This is a genomic window from Streptomyces sp. NPDC042201 (genome assembly GCF_055582185.1).
The window spans coordinates 288,677-305,306 of sequence record NZ_JBVJDS010000006.1 but is presented as its reverse complement, the minus strand read 5'-3'; the positions used below and the strand labels follow the sequence as shown (position 1 = coordinate 305,306).

Sequence of the window (16,630 nt, the reverse complement as noted above, 5' to 3'; positions counted from 1 at the left end):
CGCGGCGCGCACACTACGGGGGTGGAGAGTATGCCTGAAGAGGGACCGGCCCCGAGGGGGAAAGCGGTCGACGACCTGCTGCCGGCGCTGTTCGAACACGCCGCCGCGGGCATGTACGCCGTCGACGGCGAAGGTCTGGTGATCGCCTGCAATCCCTGGGCGGAGCGCGTGCTCGGCTATCAGCCGGGTGGCCTGATCGGACTGGACGCCCACCTTGTGCTGCACCCGGTCCGGGGGGACATGCCGAGCGGTCTGTCCGCCCAGCAGCCGGTCCAGAGCGTGGTGGCCGAGGGGCGCAGGGTGAGCGGCGACCACGGCGTGCTGCTGCGAGCCGACGGCACCGCGCTCGCCGTCTGGTGGACGGCGGCTCCGCTGCCCCGGGGAGACCATCAGGCCCCGGGCGCGGTGGTGGTCTTCCACGACACCCACGCCGAGCGGGCACGCAGCGAACGGCGCTCCGACCGCTACGCCCACAGCGAGCTGGCCCGTGAACAGGCCGAATACGATCTCGCGGAAGCCAGTTGGCTCAGCGAGCTGACCCTCGCCCTGGTCAGCACGCTGGAAGCCGAAGAAGGTCTGGCGCGGCTGGTCCGGCTCCTGGTACCACGGCTCGCCGACGCCGCGATGATCGATCTGATCGTCGACCGGGGCCGCGTCCGGCGGACCGCCTGGAGCCATCACGACCCGGACCAGGTGTCCGCCGCGGTGCTGGAGACCGATCCGCCCGGGTACGGGGAGAGCTCGACCGCCGCCCTGGCGCAGGTCCTGCGGGGCGGCCCCACCCAGCAGCTGACCGGTCCGTTCGACCCCCAGGACGCGCCGCTCACGGCGGCCGCCCCGCCCCCGGCCCCCGTCGACGCGCTCGGGCGAGCCACGACTGCGATGCTGGCCGGTCTGGAGGCCGTCCAGGCGCTGATCGTGCCGCTGCGTCTGCGTACCAGCACCTTCGGGGCGCTCACGCTGACGCGCGGCGCGGCCGGTCCGCCGTTCAACGACGCCGACCGGGTGCTGGCCGAGGAGGTGGCGCGGCGCACCGCGCTCGGGCTCGACAACGCCCGGCTGCACGCCCAGCAGGCCGATATCGCGGCCACCCTGCAGCGTGCCCTGCTCACCGACCTGCCGCCGGTGGAGACGCTGGAGCTGGCGGCCCACTACCAGCCGGCCGAACGTACCGCCGAGGTCGGCGGTGACTGGTACGACGCCTTCCGGCTGCCCGGCGGGGACCTGGCCCTGGTGGTGGGCGATGTCACCGGGCACGACATCCAGGCCGCGGCGCGGATGAGCGAATTGCGCAATATGCTCCGGGCGCTGGCGGTCGACCGCCCCGAGGAGGGTCCTGGCAGCATCCTGCAGCGGCTGGACACCGCACAGGCACATCTCCAACTGGCCGATTCGGCCACCGCCGTCCTGGCCCGGCTGCACGCCAGGGAGGACGGCACGTGGCGGCTCAGCTGGTCCACCGCCGGCCACCCGCCGCCCCTCCTCGTCACCGAGGACGGCACGGCCCGCTACCTCACCGAGGCACACGCGATGCTGATCGGCCTCCGTCCGCACCTCTCCCGGCCGACGGCCACGATCGAGCTGCCGCCGGGAGCCACCGTCCTGCTGTACACCGACGGGCTGATCGAGTCCCGGACCCAGGACATGGACACGGGCATGACGAGATTGCGCCAGCACACCGCCGCCCAGCGCGCCGAGCCGCTGGACCGGCTGTGCGTCGGCCTCGCCAGGACGCTCGGCGACACCCGCGACGACATCACCCTCATCGCCGCGCGTATCCCGCCGTTGTCCTGAATCCGGACAGGCGCCCGCGGGCGCCGGCGCACGGCGTGATGATTCGCTTGTCGAAGCAGTGGTACGGCGCGATGGCGGGAAGCGTTCATCACCTGAAGGTGGGCAAGACTCTTGCTTTTCGATGTCGGTACGGAGCGCGGGGTGCTCGGCGAGGGCGGACAGTCCTCACCACCGCCCCCGGACACCTCCTGATGTCACGGGGCTCACCTGGTACGACACCGCTGACCGGTCGCCCGGGCCCACGCCTGCCCACCGGGCGGGGACGCCTCCGCATACACCTCAACGGGGCGGATATTGCCTCCGCGCCAACAAATTCCTGACGGGCCGTTAGTTCCGGAACTTGACGCGACACCTTGACGCCCCCTGAGGCCAGTTCTAACGTCCGGCACTCAAGGGAGCCCGATACGGAACTCCCTGACCCCCCACCATCGGAGTCCCGCGCAGCCCGAGCCCCCGGCCCCACGCCGGGAGTCGGCCGCGCGCGGAACCCTCAACTCCCTTTGGAGCGCTCATGAGATCACTGCGGTCCAAGAACGGCCGCGGCGTCCGCAGAGGACGCCGGCCGGCCTTTCTCGCCGGCTTAGTGGCGGCCTGTGCCGTCGCCGCTCAGCTCGTCTTCGGCACCACGGGCGCCGTCGCCCAGGTGGACAGCGGCGCCACCCGGCAAGCCGCCCCCGCCAAGGCCAAGGCCGGTGCCGATGTCGTACGCGTCGCCGAGTTCCTGGCCGAGTGCAAGTTCAGCCACCGGCTGCCGGACGACCCGATCGTGCTGCCGGGCATGCCCGGTGCCTCGCACTCGCACAGCTTCTTCGGCAGCCACGTCACCGACGCCTACACCAACCTGGGCGATCTGAAGAGCTCCGAGACCACCTGCGACCCCAAGGTCGACCTCTCCTCGTACTGGGTGCCGACCCTGTTCGTGAACGACCAGCCCGTCGAGCCCACCGGCACGACGTTCTACTACCTGGGTGAGGGTGTCTCCGACGAGCTCATCGCCCGTACCCAGCCGCTGCCCGAGGGTCTGAAGATCATCGCGGGTAACGCCAGGGCGACAGGCCCGAACGACGGGGACATACGTGCCCGCTGGTCGTGCCTGCACGCGGGGCAGGTCAACCCGTCGAAGGACTTCGTCAACTGTCCGGCCGGCACGATGCTGGAGTCGTACCTCGACTTCCCGCAGTGCTGGAACGGCAGGGACCTCGACTCGGCCGACCACAAGAGCCACATGTCCTACCCGGTGAACAACGCGTGCCCGGCGACCCACCCGGTCCCGGTGCCCAAGCTGCGTCAGGTCCTGCGGTACCCGGTCAACGGCAACCCGGCCGGCTTCCGGCTCGCCTCGGGGCCCGGATACACGATGCACGGTGACTTCTTCAACGCCTGGCCCGTGGCGGAGATGGAGCGCCGCGTGCGTGACTGCATCAACCCGATCATCAAATGCGGCGCCAACGGGACTCCGTGATGGCGTGGGGCGGCGGCCGGTCGCACGCTGACGGGCCGTCGCCCCGTTCCGGCCGCCGGCCGGACGGGCGGGGCCGGGACCGGGGATTTTGTCCGGGCAGGAGCGTGCTGCCCGCGATGCTGGTGGCGCTGGCCGTGCTCGGGCCGATCGGCTGCGGCAGCGCGGGGACGTCCTCGGGCGACACCCCGCGGCGCACGGCTGCCGCGGACCCGGCGAAGGGCCGGGCGGCGCCGGCCGTCTCCGCGCCCGCCATCGAGGAGGGCGGCTTCAACGCCACCGACCGGGGATGGGCCCAGCTGATGGTGCCCATGAACGAGCGGACGCTGCTGCTGCTCGACCTGATCTCCGACCGCGCGAGCGACTCCGGCCTGTCGGATCTCGCGCGGCGTACGACGGTGACGCACCGGGCCGAGCTGACCCGGCTGCGCGCGGTCCTCAAGGAGGCGGGGGCGGCAGGAACCAACCCGCACGAGGGCCACGACATGAAGGGGATGGTGACCGACCAGGAACTGGGGACGGTCGCCGCGAAGCGGGGCAAGGCCTTCGACGACGCCTCCATGACGTATCTCCGCGAGCACCTGGAGCAGACCATCCTGGTGGCGCGCGGCGAGGAACAGTCGGGGGCCGCTCCGGCCGCCACGGGCCTCGCCGAAGAACTGCGAAAGCGACGCGCCGGGCAGCTGGAAGCACTGGGACTGCTGGGCGGCTGAGAAAGCGCCGTTCCCGGGCCGGGACCACCCCCAGCCGCCCGGCCCGGGCACGGTCACCTTCGCGGTGCTTTACCTGTTCTGCATGCGCTGTTCAGCTGTCCGACACCCCGCCTGTGCCGGGGCGACCACACGAGGGTGTGGCGTGAGTCACGGCAACGCAGGACCGGCGTCGGACAGGGACAGGTGTGAACCTTTCACCGCGTGCCCGCATCCGAGCCGGAGACCCGGCCGCTTTCGGGCAGCTATTCGAAGAGTACGCAGGAGCGGTATACCGCTATGCCCGCCGGGTCGTGGGCGACTGGTCCGCGGCCGAGGACGTGGTGTCGCTGACCTTCCTGGAAGCGTGGCGGCTGCGCGAAAAGGTACATCCGGACGGTGAGAGCCTGCGCCCGTGGCTGCTGGGAATCGCCACGAACGTCATGCGCAACACGGCACGGACGGCCAAGCGCCACCACCTCGCGCTCTCCCGCCTGCCGGAACCGGAACACGTACCCGACTTCGCGGACAGCCTGGTCGGCCGGCTGGCCGATTCCGAGGAACTGGCCGCCGCGCGCGTGGCGCTGGGCCGGCTCCGCCGCGCGGAGCGGGAGGTCTTCACGCTCTGTGTCTGGGAGGACCTCGACCACGCGGCAGCCGCAGAAGCCCTCGGCGTGGCCGTGGGCACCGTGCGCTCCCGGCTGTCCCGCGCCCGGAGCCGGCTGCGGAAACTCACCGAAGCGGAATTGCGCCGCAGCGGAAATAACACGCAACGCTCCGCCCGCCCCGGACAGTTCATGAGTGACCGCACTGCGGCGGTCACGCCGGCTCAGGAAGGAACCCGATGAACGTCTTTTCGCGACGGCTGTCCAGCGCGCGGCACGAGGAACCGACTCCGCTGCCCCCCGCGCCGCGGTACCCGGACCTCTCCTCCGGCCGGCACGGCCTTCTCAAGGAGCGCTTCATGGAGAAGATCATCCAGGAATCCGCCCCCGCGCCGGTGTTCGTTCCCGCGCCGGTCGCACGTCCTTCCTGGAAGCGGCGTACGGCGCTGGTGGCTCTGCCCGCGCTGCTCGTCGCCGGCGCCGTCACCGTGGCGGGCGTGGGCGGGGTCTTCGGGGAGTCCGCACCGACGGTGAGCGCGGCCGAGCACCGGGAGGCCGTGCGGCTGCTGGACCGTATCGCCCTGGTGGCCGCCGGACGGCCGGCCCTGACGGTCCGCGACGACCAGTACGTCTACACCAAGGTCAAGGGCTCGCGGGAGTTCCTCGGCAAAGGCACGGACGTCTTCGAGCGTGAGGACTGGCAGGCGGTCGACGGCAGGCGGAACGGTCTCGCCCGGGAAGTGTTCGAGCCGGGAAGCCCTTCGATCGACCAGGGGCCCGCGACGCGGAGAACGGTGCTGAACAGGGATCCGAACGCGACCACGTACCGGGAGCTGGCGGCGCTGCCCACCGACCCCGCCGCTCTGCTGGAGAAGATCAAGGCCGATACGAACGGCCAGGGCCCGAGCCGGTACGAGGGGGTCTTCGAGGCCATCGGCGCGATGCTGCCCCAGTCGACCCTGATCCCCGATCTGAACGCCGCCCTGTACCGGGCGACCGCCAGGATCCCCGGGGTCGTCGTGAAGGACGACGCGGTCGACGCCGCCGGACGCGAGGGGGTCGGCCTGACGTTCAGGACCGCGCGGGGTGACAGCGTCACCTGGGTCTTCGACCGGACATCGCTGACCTACCTCGGTACGGACAAGGTCGCCGCCCTGGGGGTCGGCATCGCCGACAGCACGGACCAGCCGCCCGCGTAGTCGCCCCGCCGGGCGTTTCCCCGGACAAACCCTCGCTGGGGTGAACCTGGCGGGGGCCCGGCCGGTGCGCTTGACTTCGAGCGCGCTCCAATTCGTAGCCTTCGAGGCATGACAACGCCTCAGCGCAAGATCGGATCAGGGTTCGGAGCGGACAGCACCGCGGCGGAGGTTCTGCGCGGGATCGACCTCAGCGGAAAACTCGCCATCGTCACCGGTGGCTACTCGGGCCTCGGCCTGGAGACGACACGCGCGCTCGCCGGGGCCGGGGCGCGTGTCGTCGTGCCCGCCCGGCGGCGCGCGACCGCCGAGGAGGCGCTCGACGGCATCGACGGGGCCGAGATCGACGAACTCGACCTCGCCGATCTCGACAGTGTCCGCGGATTCTCCGAGCGCTTCCTCGCCTCGGGCCGGAACGTCGATCTCGTCATCAACAACGCGGGGATCATGGCCTGCCCCGAGACGCGCGTCGGCCCCGGCTGGGAGGCGCAGTTCGCGACCAACCACCTCGGCCACTTCGCGCTCGTGAACCGGCTCTGGCCGGCGATCGTGCCCGGCGGGGCCCGTGTCATCTCGGTGTCCTCGTCCGGCCACCGCCTCTCGAGTATCCGCTGGGACGACATCCAGTTCGAGCACGGTTACGACAAGTGGCAGGCGTACGGCCAGGCGAAGACGGCCAACGCGCTGTTCGCCGTACAGCTCGACGCGCTCGGCCGTGACGCCGGGGTGCGGGCGTTCTCGCTGCACCCCGGCGGCATCCTCACGCCGCTGCAGCGCCACCTCCCGAAGGAGGAGATGGTCGCCGCGGGCTGGATCGACGAGGACGGCAACGCGCTCAACCCCGCGTTCAAGACACCCGAGCAGGGTGCGGCGACCCAGGTGTGGGCGGCGACCTCGCCCCGGCTCGCGGACCTGGGCGGCGTCTTCTGCGAGGACTGCGACATCGCCGAGCCGGCCGCGGCGGAAGGCCCCGCCGGCGGGGTTCGTCCGCACGCGACAGACCCGGAGCAGGCCGCGCGCCTGTGGACGCTCTCGGCCGAGCTGACCGGGGTCAACGCGTTCGCGGCGACCGTCTGAGCGGTCCCGGCCGTCCGGCCGCCAGCCGTCCGCCGCCGGTGATCACGTGGTCCGGCGGTGGACGAGCGTGGTGGGGAGCGTGAGATGGTGGCGTGCCTGGCCGGGGTCGTTGATCTCGTCCAGGAGGAGCCGGGTGATCGTACGCCCGATGTCCTCGGTCGGCTGGCTGACGCTGGTCAGGGGCGGAACGGTGTGGCGCGCGATGATCGAGTCGTCGAATCCGATGACCGCCACGTCCTCGGGGACGCGCCGCCCGCGCTCACGCAGCTCCGCCATCGCGCCCGCCGCCATGACGTCGGACGCGGCGAAGACGGCGTCGATGTCCGGGCGCCGCTCCAGGAGTTCGCGCATGGCGGCGCGGCCGCCGTCCTCGGTGAAGTCACCGGGCGCGACCAGCGATTCGTCCGGCTGCCCGCCCCGTTCCGTGTGGGCGTCGCGCCACCCCTGAAGCCGGCTGTGGCCGACGTCCATGTCGAGCGGTCCGGTGATCGTCCCGACGGTGGTACGCCCCTGCCCGAGCAGATACCGCACGGCCTGCGCCGCCCCGCCGGCATTGTCGGAGCGGACATGGCTGAGGGACTCGGCGGGCGTGCGCCGTCCCGCGAGGACGGTCGGGATCTGCAACTTCTCCAGGAGCGCGGGCAGCGGGTCGTCGCGGTGGACCGAGACCAGCAGCACACCGTCGACCCGGTGCGCCTCCACGAACCGGGTCAGCCGGTCGAGTTCGCGCTCATTGCGTACGAGAATCAAAAGCAACTGCATCTCGGTGTCGGCGAGTTCCGTGCTCACCCCGCGGATGACGGCGGAGAAGTACGGCTCCGAGGCCAGCCGGCTCTCCGACTCGGGGATCACCAGCGCGATGCTGTCGGTCCGGCTGGTGACCAGGCTGCGGGCGGCCGGATTCGGTACGTAGTTGAGTTCCGCGACGGCCGCCTCGACCGCTGCCCTGGCCTTCGCGCTCACGCCCGGGGAGCCGTTGACCACCCGGGAAACCGTCCCCCTGCCCACGCCCGCCAGCTGGGCGACGGCTTCAAGGGTTGGCCTCCGGCCTGGGCGTTTACGGCTGCTCATCACGTCTCCTGACTCTCGCTCCCGGTGCTGCCCCGAAGCGCTCACCAGGAGATTGTGCCGCGTGACCGGCATCCAAACGGCAAGGGACCACCGTCCGGACACATTCACGCAACGGAACCGACTTCGGCTCTTGACACGGCCCGGTATCTGCGGAGAGTCTTCCACAACCCGTTGGGAGCGCTCCCAGTTTTGATCGGAACGGGTCTCTCATCCAGTCGACCGTGAGCCGCAGCAGGCGCGCGCCTGAGCGCCGCTGCTAGGAGGAAGCATGGGCACCGCCCGTAATCGCTTCGGTTCCACCCTCGCATCCGTTACCGCGGCTGCAGTGTCCCTCGTCCTCGTCGCCGGCTGCGGAAGCGGCGACGACACGGGCAAGGCGCGCACCAAGGACGGCAAGACCGTCATCAGCATGGGCCTGTTCGGGGTCATGGGCTTCAAGGAGACCGATCTGCTGGACCGCTACATGAAGGAGAACCCCGGCATCCTGATCGAGGCCGATGTGGCCGGTGACGAGCAGACCTACTACACCGCGCTGCAGACGCACCTCGCCGCGGGCAGCGGTCTGAAGGATATTCAGGGCATAGAGATCGGCCGGGCCAAGGAGCTGGTGGACACCCGGGCCGACAAGTTCGCCGATCTGTCCAAGACCGGCAACCTCGATCACTTCCTGCCGTGGAAGTCGAATCAGGTCACCACCGGCGACGGCAAGCTGCTGGGCCTGGGCACGGACATCGGCCCGATGGCCGTGTGTTACCGCAAGGACCTCTTCGAGCAGGCCGGTCTGCCGACCGACCGCGCGGAGGTGGCGAAGCTGTGGGAGGGGGACTGGTCGAAGTACGTGGACGTCGGCCGGGACTTCAAGAAGCAGTCCAAGGACACCAAGGTCTCCTTCATGGACAGCTCCAGCGGGCTGTTCAACGCGATGATCTACGGCGATGAGAAGCAGTTCTACGACAAGGACGGCAAGCTCATCTACCAGGACAACCCGGTCGTCAAGGACGCCTGGAGCCTGGCGTCGGACGCCGCGGAGTCCGGACTCACCGCCAAGCTGCGCCAGTTCCAGCCGGGCTGGGATCCGGGACTGTCCAACAGCACCTTCGCCACCACCGTCTGCCCGGCCTGGATGCTCGCCCACATCAGCGAGAAGGCCGGTCCGGCGAACAAGGGCAAGTGGGATGTCGCCAAGGCCCCCAAGGGTGCCAACTGGGGCGGCTCGTTCCTCGGTGTGATGGAGAGCAGCCCGGTCAAGGAAGAGGCCAAGAAGCTCGTCGCCTGGCTGAGCGCGCCCGAGCAGCAGGCGTACATCTTCGAGAAGCTCGGCAACTTCCCGTCCTCGAAGACGGCGCTCGACATGCCCGCCGTCGCCAACGGCACCTCCGCGTACTTCAACAACGCGCCGATCGGCCAGATCTTCGGTGACGCGGCGAAGGAGATCCCGGACGAGCAGATCCTCGGGCGCAAGGACGGCTCGATCAAGGACACCTTCTCGGCGGGCCTGCAGCTGATCGAGGCGCAGGGCAAGAGCCCCGACGAGGCGTGGAAGACCACGGACGAGCGCATCCAGAAGCTGGCGCGCTGACCTGACGTGCGACCGTCCGGCGGCCGGCGTCCCTCAGCCGGCCCGGCCGCCCGGACGGTCACGCGTCCCACTCTCCCGGCCTGCTCACGGGTCATCCGCTCACGGATCACGTGCTCATGGCTCACCGATCACCTGCTCACCGATCACGTGCTCATGGCGCAACGGCTCACCGATCACCGCCTCACCGATCACTCCACGGAAGGAAGCCCGCGTGGCCACCTCCACCCCGGCAGCCCCCACGGGCGGGCAGCCGCACCCTGCTTCAGCCGGACTCTCCGGGAAGGGCGGCGCAGGCCGCGGCGGGGATCCCCGGCAGTCGCGGCGCAATATCCTCCACCGCCTGGACCTCGGAGCGGTGCCGTACGCCTTCATCGCCCCGTTCTTCCTCATCTTCGGCGCCTTCGGCTTCTACCCGCTGCTCTACACGTTCTGGATCTCGCTGCACCGCGTCGAACTCTCCTCGATGGACATGATGGAGTGGCGTGGCTTCGCCAACTTCACGGAACTCTTCGAGGACGACCGGTTCTGGAACGCGCTGAGCAACACCTTCACCATCGGCGTCATCTCCACCGTGCCGCAGCTGCTGATGGCCCTGGGGCTGGCGCATCTGCTCAACTACCGGCTTCGCGGTTCGGTCTTCTTCCGGGTCGCGGTCCTGACTCCGTACGCGACCTCCATAGCCGCCGCCGCGCTGGTCTTCACCATGCTCTTCGAGCGCGACTTCGGCATGATCAACTGGGTTCTCGGCTTCTTCGGCGTCGACAGCCTCGACTGGGAGAGCCAGAAGTGGCCCGCCCAGCTCGCCATCTCCTCCATCGTGATCTGGCGCTGGACCGGCTACAACGCCCTGCTCTATCTGGCCGCCATGCAGGCCATCCCGAGGGATCTCTACGAGGCCGCGGCCATCGACGGCGCCTCGCGCTGGCAGCAGTTCCGCACCGTGACCGTCCCCGGTATCAGCGCGACGATCATCTTCACGATCGTGCTCTCCACGATCGGCGCCACCCAGCTCTTCGGTGAGCCGCTGATCTTCGGCCAGGGCCCCAACGGCATCAGCGGCGGCGCCGACAACCAGTACCAGACGCTGGGGCTGCTGCTCTACGAAGAGGGCTGGAAGAACTACCAGATGGGGCGGGCGTCGGCCATCGCCTGGGCCATGTTCCTCATCCTCATCCTCGTCTTCGTCCTGCAGCGCGTCATCGCGCGCTTCACGTCCCGTACGTCCTGACCAGGGAGCAGCAGCCCCATGACCACCGATATCGCACAGGTCCGGGTGGACGCGCGTGACCGGACTCCCCAATCACCGCCGCCCGTCCGGCGCCGCTTCGGCCGCATGTTGCGTCCGGGCGCGGGCCGTCAGCACCACGCGGGCCCCCTCGCCTATCTCCTCCTCGGCTTCGCCGCGCTGGTCTCCCTCTTTCCGCTGTACTGGACGATGGTGGCCGCCTCCACCGACAACACCCGGGTCTCCCAGACCCCGCCGCCGTTCCTGCCGGGCCCGAACCTGTTCAAGAACCTCGCCACGGCGTGGCAGGACGCCGCGATGGGCCGGGCGATGGCCAACAGCCTGATCGTCGCGGGCGTGATCGCACTCTCGACGGTGTTCTTCGCGACCCTCGCCGGCTTCGCCTTCGCCAAACTCCGCTTCAAGGGCCGCAATCTCCTGTTGCTGCTGGTCATCGGCACGATGATGGTGCCGCCGCAGCTCGGGGTGGTCCCGCTGTTCATGATGATGGCCGACCTCGGCTGGGGACAGTCACTGCCCTCCGTCATCTTCCCGACGCTGGTCAGCGCCGTCGGCGTGTTCTTCATGCGCCAGTACCTGAAGGAAGCCCTGCCCGACGAACTCATCGAGGCGGGGCGGCTGGACGGCGCGCACTCCCTGCGGATCTTCTGGAGCATCGTCCTGCCGATAGCCCGGCCCCCGATGGCGGTGCTGTTCATGATCACTTTTGTGCACTCCTGGAACGACTTCTTCTGGCCCTTCATCGCCCTGGACATGACCAACCCGACCGTTCCTGTGGCCCTCACGCAGCTCAGCGCCGGCTATGTACGGGACCAGTCGGTGATCATGGCCGGCGCGCTGCTCGGCACGCTGCCGCTGCTGGCGATGTTCATCGTCTTCGGCCGCCAGATCGTCGGCGGCATCATGCAGGGCGCCGTCAAGGGCTGACGGGCGTCCAGGGCCGACGGGCCGACGGGGCGACGAGAACTGACTCCCCGTCACCATCCCTGCGACACAACGCTGTACGTACACCGTTCGAGATATGCGGAAGGACCCTTGTGGCCACCTCAGCACCCACCACCGGGCGAGCCCTGGACCCTGCGGCACCCCTGAGCTTCCCGCCCGATTTCCTCTGGGGCACCGCGACCGCCGCGTACCAGATCGAAGGCGCCGCCCAGGAGGACGGCCGTACCCCGTCCATCTGGGACGTCTACTCCCACACTCCGGGGCGGGTACGCAACGGCGACACCGGTGACATCGCCACCGACCACTATCACCGCTGGCGCGACGACATCGAGATCATGTCCGGCCTGGGCGTCGGCGCGTACCGCTTCTCGGTGTCCTGGCCCCGGGTCCAGCCCACCGGGCGCGGTCCGGTCTCCGCCAAGGGCCTGGACTTCTACCGCCGGCTGACGGACGGACTGCTGGAGAAGGGGATCCAGCCGGTCGTCACCCTCTACCACTGGGACCTGCCCCAGCACCTGGAGGACGCCGGGGGCTGGCCCGAGCGCGACACCAGCTACCGCTTCGCCGAGTACGCGGGCCTCGTCGCCGACGCGCTGGGGGACCGGGTGAAGACCTGGACCACCCTCAACGAGCCGTGGTGCAGCGCGTTCCTCGGATACGGCTCCGGTGTGCACGCGCCCGGCCGTACCGACCCGGCCGACTCCCTGCGGGCGGCCCACCATCTCAACCTCGGCCACGGTCTCGCGGTCCAGGCGCTGCGCGAGCGGCTGCCGGCCACCGCGCAGGTCTCCGTCACGCTCAATCTGCATCATGTACGGCCGCTGACCGAGAGCCCGGCGGACGTCGACGCGGCCCGCCGTATCGACGGCACGGCGAACCGGGTCTTCACCGGCCCCATGCTGACCGGCGGCTACCCGGCCGATGTCCTGGAGGACACCGCGGCGATCACCGACTGGTCGTTCGTCCGGGACGGCGACACCGCGCTCATCCACCAGCCGCTCGACTTCCTCGGCGTCAACTACTACTCGCCGACGCTCGTCTCCCACCACTCGGGACCGTCCGTCCACGGGTCCGACGGACACGGCGCGAGCGAGCACAGCCCCTGGCCGGGGGCGGACCGGGTCGCCTTCCACCAGACGCCCGGCGACCGGACCGCCATGGGCTGGACGATCGACCCGAGCGGTTTCTACGAGCTGCTGATGCGCGTACGGCAGGACCATCCCGACCTGCCCGTGATGATCACCGAGAACGGAGCGGCCTTCGACGACTACGCCGGCCCCGAGGGCGAGGTACGTGACCCGGAGCGGATCGCCTACCTGCGGGAACACCTCGCGGCCGTGCACCGGGCCATCGAGTCGGGGGCGGACATCCGCGGCTACTTCCTGTGGTCGCTGCTGGACAACTTCGAGTGGTCGTACGGCTATGGCAAGCGCTTCGGGACGGTGTACGTGGACTACGCGACCCAGCGCCGCATCCTCAAGTCCAGCGCCCACTGGTACGCGCGCCTGACCCGCAGCGGCAGCCTTCCGCAGGAGTGAGGAACCCCGGGCCGGCGCCCCGGACGCGGTCTCGTTCACGACGGGCGCGTCCGGGGCGCCGGCCCGGGGCGGGTCCGCGGCGGGGCTGGACAGGGGGACGGTGCTGTGCTGTTCTGCTCATGTCAATTACATGTCCACCCGGTCAATTCTGCGTTCCGTCCCCCCACCTCCCTCTTCAGCAAGAGGAGTTCGGATGCGAATCACCCACCGGGCCAGACCGGCAGGACGCCGGTCCAGGTCCGCTCTCGTGTGCGCCATGGCCATCGTGGCCTTCGTGCTCACCCTGGTGTCACCCTCGTCCGCCATGGCCGAGTCCAACGGCGGTCTGCGCATCATGCCGCTCGGCGACTCGATCACCGACGGCTTCAACGTCCCCGGCGGCTACCGGACCCGGCTCTGGCAGCGGGCCGCCGCCGATCACCGCGTCGACGACTTCGTCGGGTCCCAGTTCAACGGACCGCCCGAGCTGGGCGACCACGACCACGAAGGCCACTCCGGCTGGCGTATCGAGCAGATCGACGCCCAGGCCACCGGCTGGGTGCAGGCCACCAAGCCCCGTACCGTACTGCTGCACATCGGCACCAACGACATCGCCCAGAACTACGACGTGGCGGGGGCGCCCGCGCGGCTGTCCGCGCTGATCGACCACATCACCGCCGCCGCGCCGGACGCCGACCTGTTCGTCACCAACATCATCCCGTTCAGCGACGCCAACCTGGAGGAACGGGCACGGCCGTACAACGCGGCCGTGCCCGGTGTCGTCGCTCAATGGGCGAACCAGGGACGCAAGGTCCACTTCATCGACATGCACAGCGCCCTCGGCGTCACGGACCTCGCCGACGGCGTCCATCCCAACGCCGGTGGCTACGCCAAGATGGCCGACCGGTGGTACGAGACCCTGCGTACCGGCCCCTGGATCTGACGGCCGGTCCGTGCCCGCGGCGCATTGGATGAGCACGGCGCGCCGCGTGAGCACGGCGCGCCGCCCGAGCCGCGCCCGCCTGACACCATCGCGGGAGGAACCCGTACCGCCCGGCGCACCCAGCGCCGGGCGGTACCGGGCCCACCGCGGGTCGGGAAGCCACTGAGCGAAGGGCTGGGCGCACGTGCCGGACAACCAGGAGCGCGGGGCGGACGTCCTCGTCATCGGAGCCGGCGTGGCGGGCCTGGCCTGTGCCACCGATCTCAGCGGGGCGGGACTGTCGGTACGCGTCCTGGAAGCCTCGGACGCCGTCGGCGGCCGGATGCGGACCGACCGGCACGAAGGCTTCCTGCTGGACCGCGGCTTCCAGGTCTTCAACACCTCCTACCCCCAGGTGAAGCGGCGCCTGAATCTGCGCGCACTGCGCCTGCGGCCGTTCACCCCCGGCGCGCTCGTCCACACCGACCACGGCCGGCTGCGGTTCACGGACCCCACCCGGCGCCCGCGCGACGCCGCCCTGCCCCCCGGACAGGGCCTTGCGGGGGGCCGCGATCTGTTGGCGCTCGGGCTGCTGACCGCACGCGACATGCTCGGCCCCGTGGGCGGGCTGAAGCGGCGGGAGGACCGTACGACCCTGACCGCACTCGCCGACGCGGGAATCTCACCCGAGCTGGTCGAGACGTTCTTCAGGCCGTTCCTCTCCGGTGTGTTCCTGGAGGACGAGCTGGAGACCTCCTCGCGCTTCTTCCATCTCGTGTGGCGCAGCATGCTGCGCGGCAGCCTCTGTCTGCCCGCGGCCGGCATCGGGGCGGTGCCCGCCCAGCTGGCCGACCGGCTGCCCCCGGGAACGGTCAGCACAGGGACGCCCGTTCGCTCGCTCACGGACTCCGGTGTCCTGGCCGACGACGGTACGCACTGGGAGGCGGGCACCGTCGTGGTGGCGACCGGCCCCCGGGCGGCGGCGGTACTGCTCCCCGGGCTGGACATCCCGGATACCCGCACCGTGACGACGTACTACCACGCGGCCCCCGCCGCGCCGCTGCGCGAGCCGACCATCCTTGTCGACGCCCGCCGCCGGTTCCTGAACACCTGTGTGATCAGCGAGGTCGTGCCCAGCAGCGCGCCGGCCGGCCGGGCTCTCGTCTCCACCTCCGTGCTCGGCCCCGACCGGCCGGGCCGGGAGGCCGCGCTCCGTACCGACCTGGCCGATGCCTACGGCGCCGACACCGGCGGGTGGGAGCCGCTCGCCACGTACACCGTCGAGGACGCCCTGCCCGCCATGCTCCCGCCCTGGCCGCTGTCCAGGCCCACCCGGTTCGCCCCGGGGCGCTATGTGTGCGGCGACCATCGCGCCACCGGCTCGGTGCAGGGAGCGCTCGCTTCGGGGGCCCGCGCCGCCCGCGAGGTCCTGGCGGAGGCGGCCCGCCCCGGTGCGGTGCTCTGAGACTCACCAGGAGTTCCGAGCTGGCCCGCCGACGGTACGGTCGGCGGGCCGGCTCCCCGGGGAACGACGGAACGGTCAGCAGATGCGCGGCAGTTGCTCGCCCAGCGGGACATCCACGACCCGGGTGCCGCCGAGGCCGGTACTCGCCACGACGATGCCGGGATGATCCGCCGTGCAGGTACCGATCGCCACCGCCCCGATGCCCTGGGGATGCGCGCGCATCGCCGCGAGCACCGCGTCGGCGTGCTGCGGGGGCACGAACGCCACGAGCTTGCCCTCGTTGGCCACGTACAGCGGATCGAGACCGAGCAGGGCGCAGGCGTTGGCGACCGCCTCCGGCACCGGCAGCGCCCGCTCCCGGATGGTGATGCCGACCCCGGCGGCCGACGCGATCTCGTTCAGCGAGGTCGCCAGGCCGCCGCGGGTCGGATCCCGCAGGACGTGCAGATCGGCGCAGACGCCCAGCATGGCCCGGACGAGCGAGGCCAGCGGCGCCGTGTCGCTCTCGATCTCCACCCCGAACTCCAGGCCCTCGCGGACGCTCATGATGGCCACGCCGTGCACCCCGATCGGGCCACTCACGATGACCACATCGCCCGGCGCGGCGCGCTGCGGCCGGATGTCGATGCCGTCGGGGATCAGCCCGACGCCCGCGGTGTTGATGAAGATGCCGTCGCCGTGACCGGCGTCCACGACCTTCGTGTCGCCCGTGGCGATGACCACGTCCGCGGCCCTGGCGGCGGCTCCGAGCGCGTCGGCCACCCGGCCGACCGTGGCGAGTTCGACGCCTTCCTCCAGGATGAAACCGCAGGACAGATAGGCGGGACGGGCGCCCATCATCGCCAGGTCGTTCACGGTTCCGTTGACCGCGAGATCGCCGATGCTGCCGCCGGGGAAGAACAGCGGGCGCACGACGTACGAGTCGGTGGAGAAGGCGAGCCGCGCTCCGCCGAGGGTGAAGGTCGCGGAGTCGCCGAGCTCCGCCAGGTGCTCGCTGCGGAACGCGGGGGCGAAGAGATGCTCGACGAGTTCGGCGGACAGCTGTCCGCCGCCGCCGTGTCCCAT

At 70.6% G+C, this 16,630-nt stretch carries 14 protein-coding genes; 12 read left to right on the top strand and 2 right to left on the bottom strand.

Annotated features, from left to right (window positions below; all coding sequences use genetic code 11):
• The first annotated feature begins 30 nt into the window (after positions 1-30).
• From ACZ6MZ_RS17230 to ACZ6MZ_RS17205, 6 genes are all read left to right on the top strand, one after another.
• The gene (locus tag ACZ6MZ_RS17230; RefSeq protein ID WP_469352932.1) at positions 31-1,794 is read left to right on the top strand and encodes a SpoIIE family protein phosphatase; all 1,764 of its coding nucleotides are present in this window, start codon (positions 31-33) and stop codon (positions 1,792-1,794) included.
• A gap of 511 nt (positions 1,795-2,305) precedes the next feature.
• Entirely contained in the window at positions 2,306-3,256 is a 951-nt protein-coding gene (locus ACZ6MZ_RS17225) for a DUF1996 domain-containing protein (protein WP_469352693.1), read from the top strand.
• 104 nt (positions 3,257-3,360) lie between these two features.
• Positions 3,361-3,966, top strand: a complete 606-nt coding sequence (locus ACZ6MZ_RS17220) for a DUF305 domain-containing protein (protein WP_469352691.1) — start codon at positions 3,361-3,363, stop codon at positions 3,964-3,966.
• Positions 3,967-4,151: 185 nt separating this feature from the next.
• Positions 4,152-4,790: an RNA polymerase sigma factor gene (locus tag ACZ6MZ_RS17215; protein WP_469352689.1), complete on the top strand. Its 639-nt coding sequence runs from the start codon at positions 4,152-4,154 to the stop codon at positions 4,788-4,790.
• Entirely contained in the window at positions 4,787-5,746 is a 960-nt protein-coding gene (locus tag ACZ6MZ_RS17210) for a CU044_5270 family protein (RefSeq protein WP_469352687.1), read from the top strand. Before ACZ6MZ_RS17215 ends, ACZ6MZ_RS17210 begins: the two co-directional genes overlap by 4 nt.
• Positions 5,747-5,854: 108 nt before the next feature.
• The gene (locus ACZ6MZ_RS17205) at positions 5,855-6,820 is read left to right on the top strand and encodes an SDR family NAD(P)-dependent oxidoreductase (protein WP_469352685.1); all 966 of its coding nucleotides are present in this window, start codon (positions 5,855-5,857) and stop codon (positions 6,818-6,820) included.
• 42 nt (positions 6,821-6,862) lie between these two features.
• Here ACZ6MZ_RS17205 and ACZ6MZ_RS17200 read toward each other — a convergent pair whose 3' ends face one another.
• Entirely contained in the window at positions 6,863-7,891 is a 1,029-nt protein-coding gene (locus tag ACZ6MZ_RS17200; protein WP_386875189.1) for a LacI family DNA-binding transcriptional regulator, read from the bottom strand.
• Between the two features lie 268 nt (positions 7,892-8,159).
• Between ACZ6MZ_RS17200 and ACZ6MZ_RS17195 the strand changes: the two genes are divergently transcribed.
• The 6 genes from ACZ6MZ_RS17195 (at position 8,160) to ACZ6MZ_RS17170 (ending at position 15,565) form a co-directional block, all read left to right on the top strand.
• Positions 8,160-9,470 carry an ABC transporter substrate-binding protein gene (locus ACZ6MZ_RS17195; protein ID WP_384188513.1) on the top strand — a complete coding sequence of 437 codons (1,311 nt, stop codon included), beginning with the start codon at positions 8,160-8,162 and terminating at the stop codon, positions 9,468-9,470.
• Positions 9,471-9,681: 211 nt separating this feature from the next.
• Positions 9,682-10,698 (top strand): carbohydrate ABC transporter permease, encoded by a 1,017-nt coding sequence (locus ACZ6MZ_RS17190; protein WP_384327639.1) that lies wholly within the window; start codon positions 9,682-9,684, stop codon positions 10,696-10,698.
• Positions 10,699-10,716: 18 nt separating this feature from the next.
• On the top strand, positions 10,717-11,643 hold the full coding sequence (locus tag ACZ6MZ_RS17185; protein ID WP_384188515.1) for a carbohydrate ABC transporter permease: 927 nt from the start codon (positions 10,717-10,719) through the stop codon (positions 11,641-11,643).
• Between the two features lie 110 nt (positions 11,644-11,753).
• Entirely contained in the window at positions 11,754-13,199 is a 1,446-nt protein-coding gene (locus ACZ6MZ_RS17180) for a GH1 family beta-glucosidase (protein ID WP_469352682.1), read from the top strand.
• 193 nt (positions 13,200-13,392) lie between these two features.
• The gene (locus ACZ6MZ_RS17175; RefSeq protein ID WP_469352681.1) at positions 13,393-14,121 is read left to right on the top strand and encodes an SGNH/GDSL hydrolase family protein; all 729 of its coding nucleotides are present in this window, start codon (positions 13,393-13,395) and stop codon (positions 14,119-14,121) included.
• 184 nt (positions 14,122-14,305) lie between these two features.
• Complete coding sequence (locus ACZ6MZ_RS17170; RefSeq protein WP_469352679.1) at positions 14,306-15,565, top strand: NAD(P)/FAD-dependent oxidoreductase; 1,260 nt, start codon at positions 14,306-14,308, stop codon at positions 15,563-15,565.
• Positions 15,566-15,640: 75 nt separating this feature from the next.
• On the opposite strand, the gene hypE is transcribed toward ACZ6MZ_RS17170, so the two are convergent.
• Positions 15,641-16,630, bottom strand: a complete 990-nt coding sequence (gene hypE, locus ACZ6MZ_RS17165; protein ID WP_469352930.1) for a hydrogenase expression/formation protein HypE — start codon at positions 16,628-16,630, stop codon at positions 15,641-15,643.

What these genes read in the sequence shown, in the direction of transcription:
- ACZ6MZ_RS17230 (WP_469352932.1), top strand. Translation starts at nt 31, where the DNA reads ATGCCTGAAGAGGGACCGGCCCCGAGGGGGAAAGCGGTCGACGACCTG.
- ACZ6MZ_RS17225 (WP_469352693.1), top strand. Translation starts at nt 2,306, where the DNA reads ATGAGATCACTGCGGTCCAAGAACGGCCGCGGCGTCCGCAGAGGACGC.
- ACZ6MZ_RS17210 (WP_469352687.1), top strand. Translation starts at nt 4,787, where the DNA reads ATGAACGTCTTTTCGCGACGGCTGTCCAGCGCGCGGCACGAGGAACCG.
- ACZ6MZ_RS17205 (WP_469352685.1), top strand. Translation starts at nt 5,855, where the DNA reads ATGACAACGCCTCAGCGCAAGATCGGATCAGGGTTCGGAGCGGACAGC.
- ACZ6MZ_RS17200 (WP_386875189.1), bottom strand. Translation starts at nt 7,891, where the DNA reads ATGAGCAGCCGTAAACGCCCAGGCCGGAGGCCAACCCTTGAAGCCGTC.
- ACZ6MZ_RS17195 (WP_384188513.1), top strand. Translation starts at nt 8,160, where the DNA reads ATGGGCACCGCCCGTAATCGCTTCGGTTCCACCCTCGCATCCGTTACC.
- ACZ6MZ_RS17185 (WP_384188515.1), top strand. Translation starts at nt 10,717, where the DNA reads ATGACCACCGATATCGCACAGGTCCGGGTGGACGCGCGTGACCGGACT.
- ACZ6MZ_RS17175 (WP_469352681.1), top strand. Translation starts at nt 13,393, where the DNA reads ATGCGAATCACCCACCGGGCCAGACCGGCAGGACGCCGGTCCAGGTCC.
- hypE (WP_469352930.1), bottom strand. Translation starts at nt 16,630, where the DNA reads ATGGGACACGGCGGCGGCGGACAGCTGTCCGCCGAACTCGTCGAGCAT.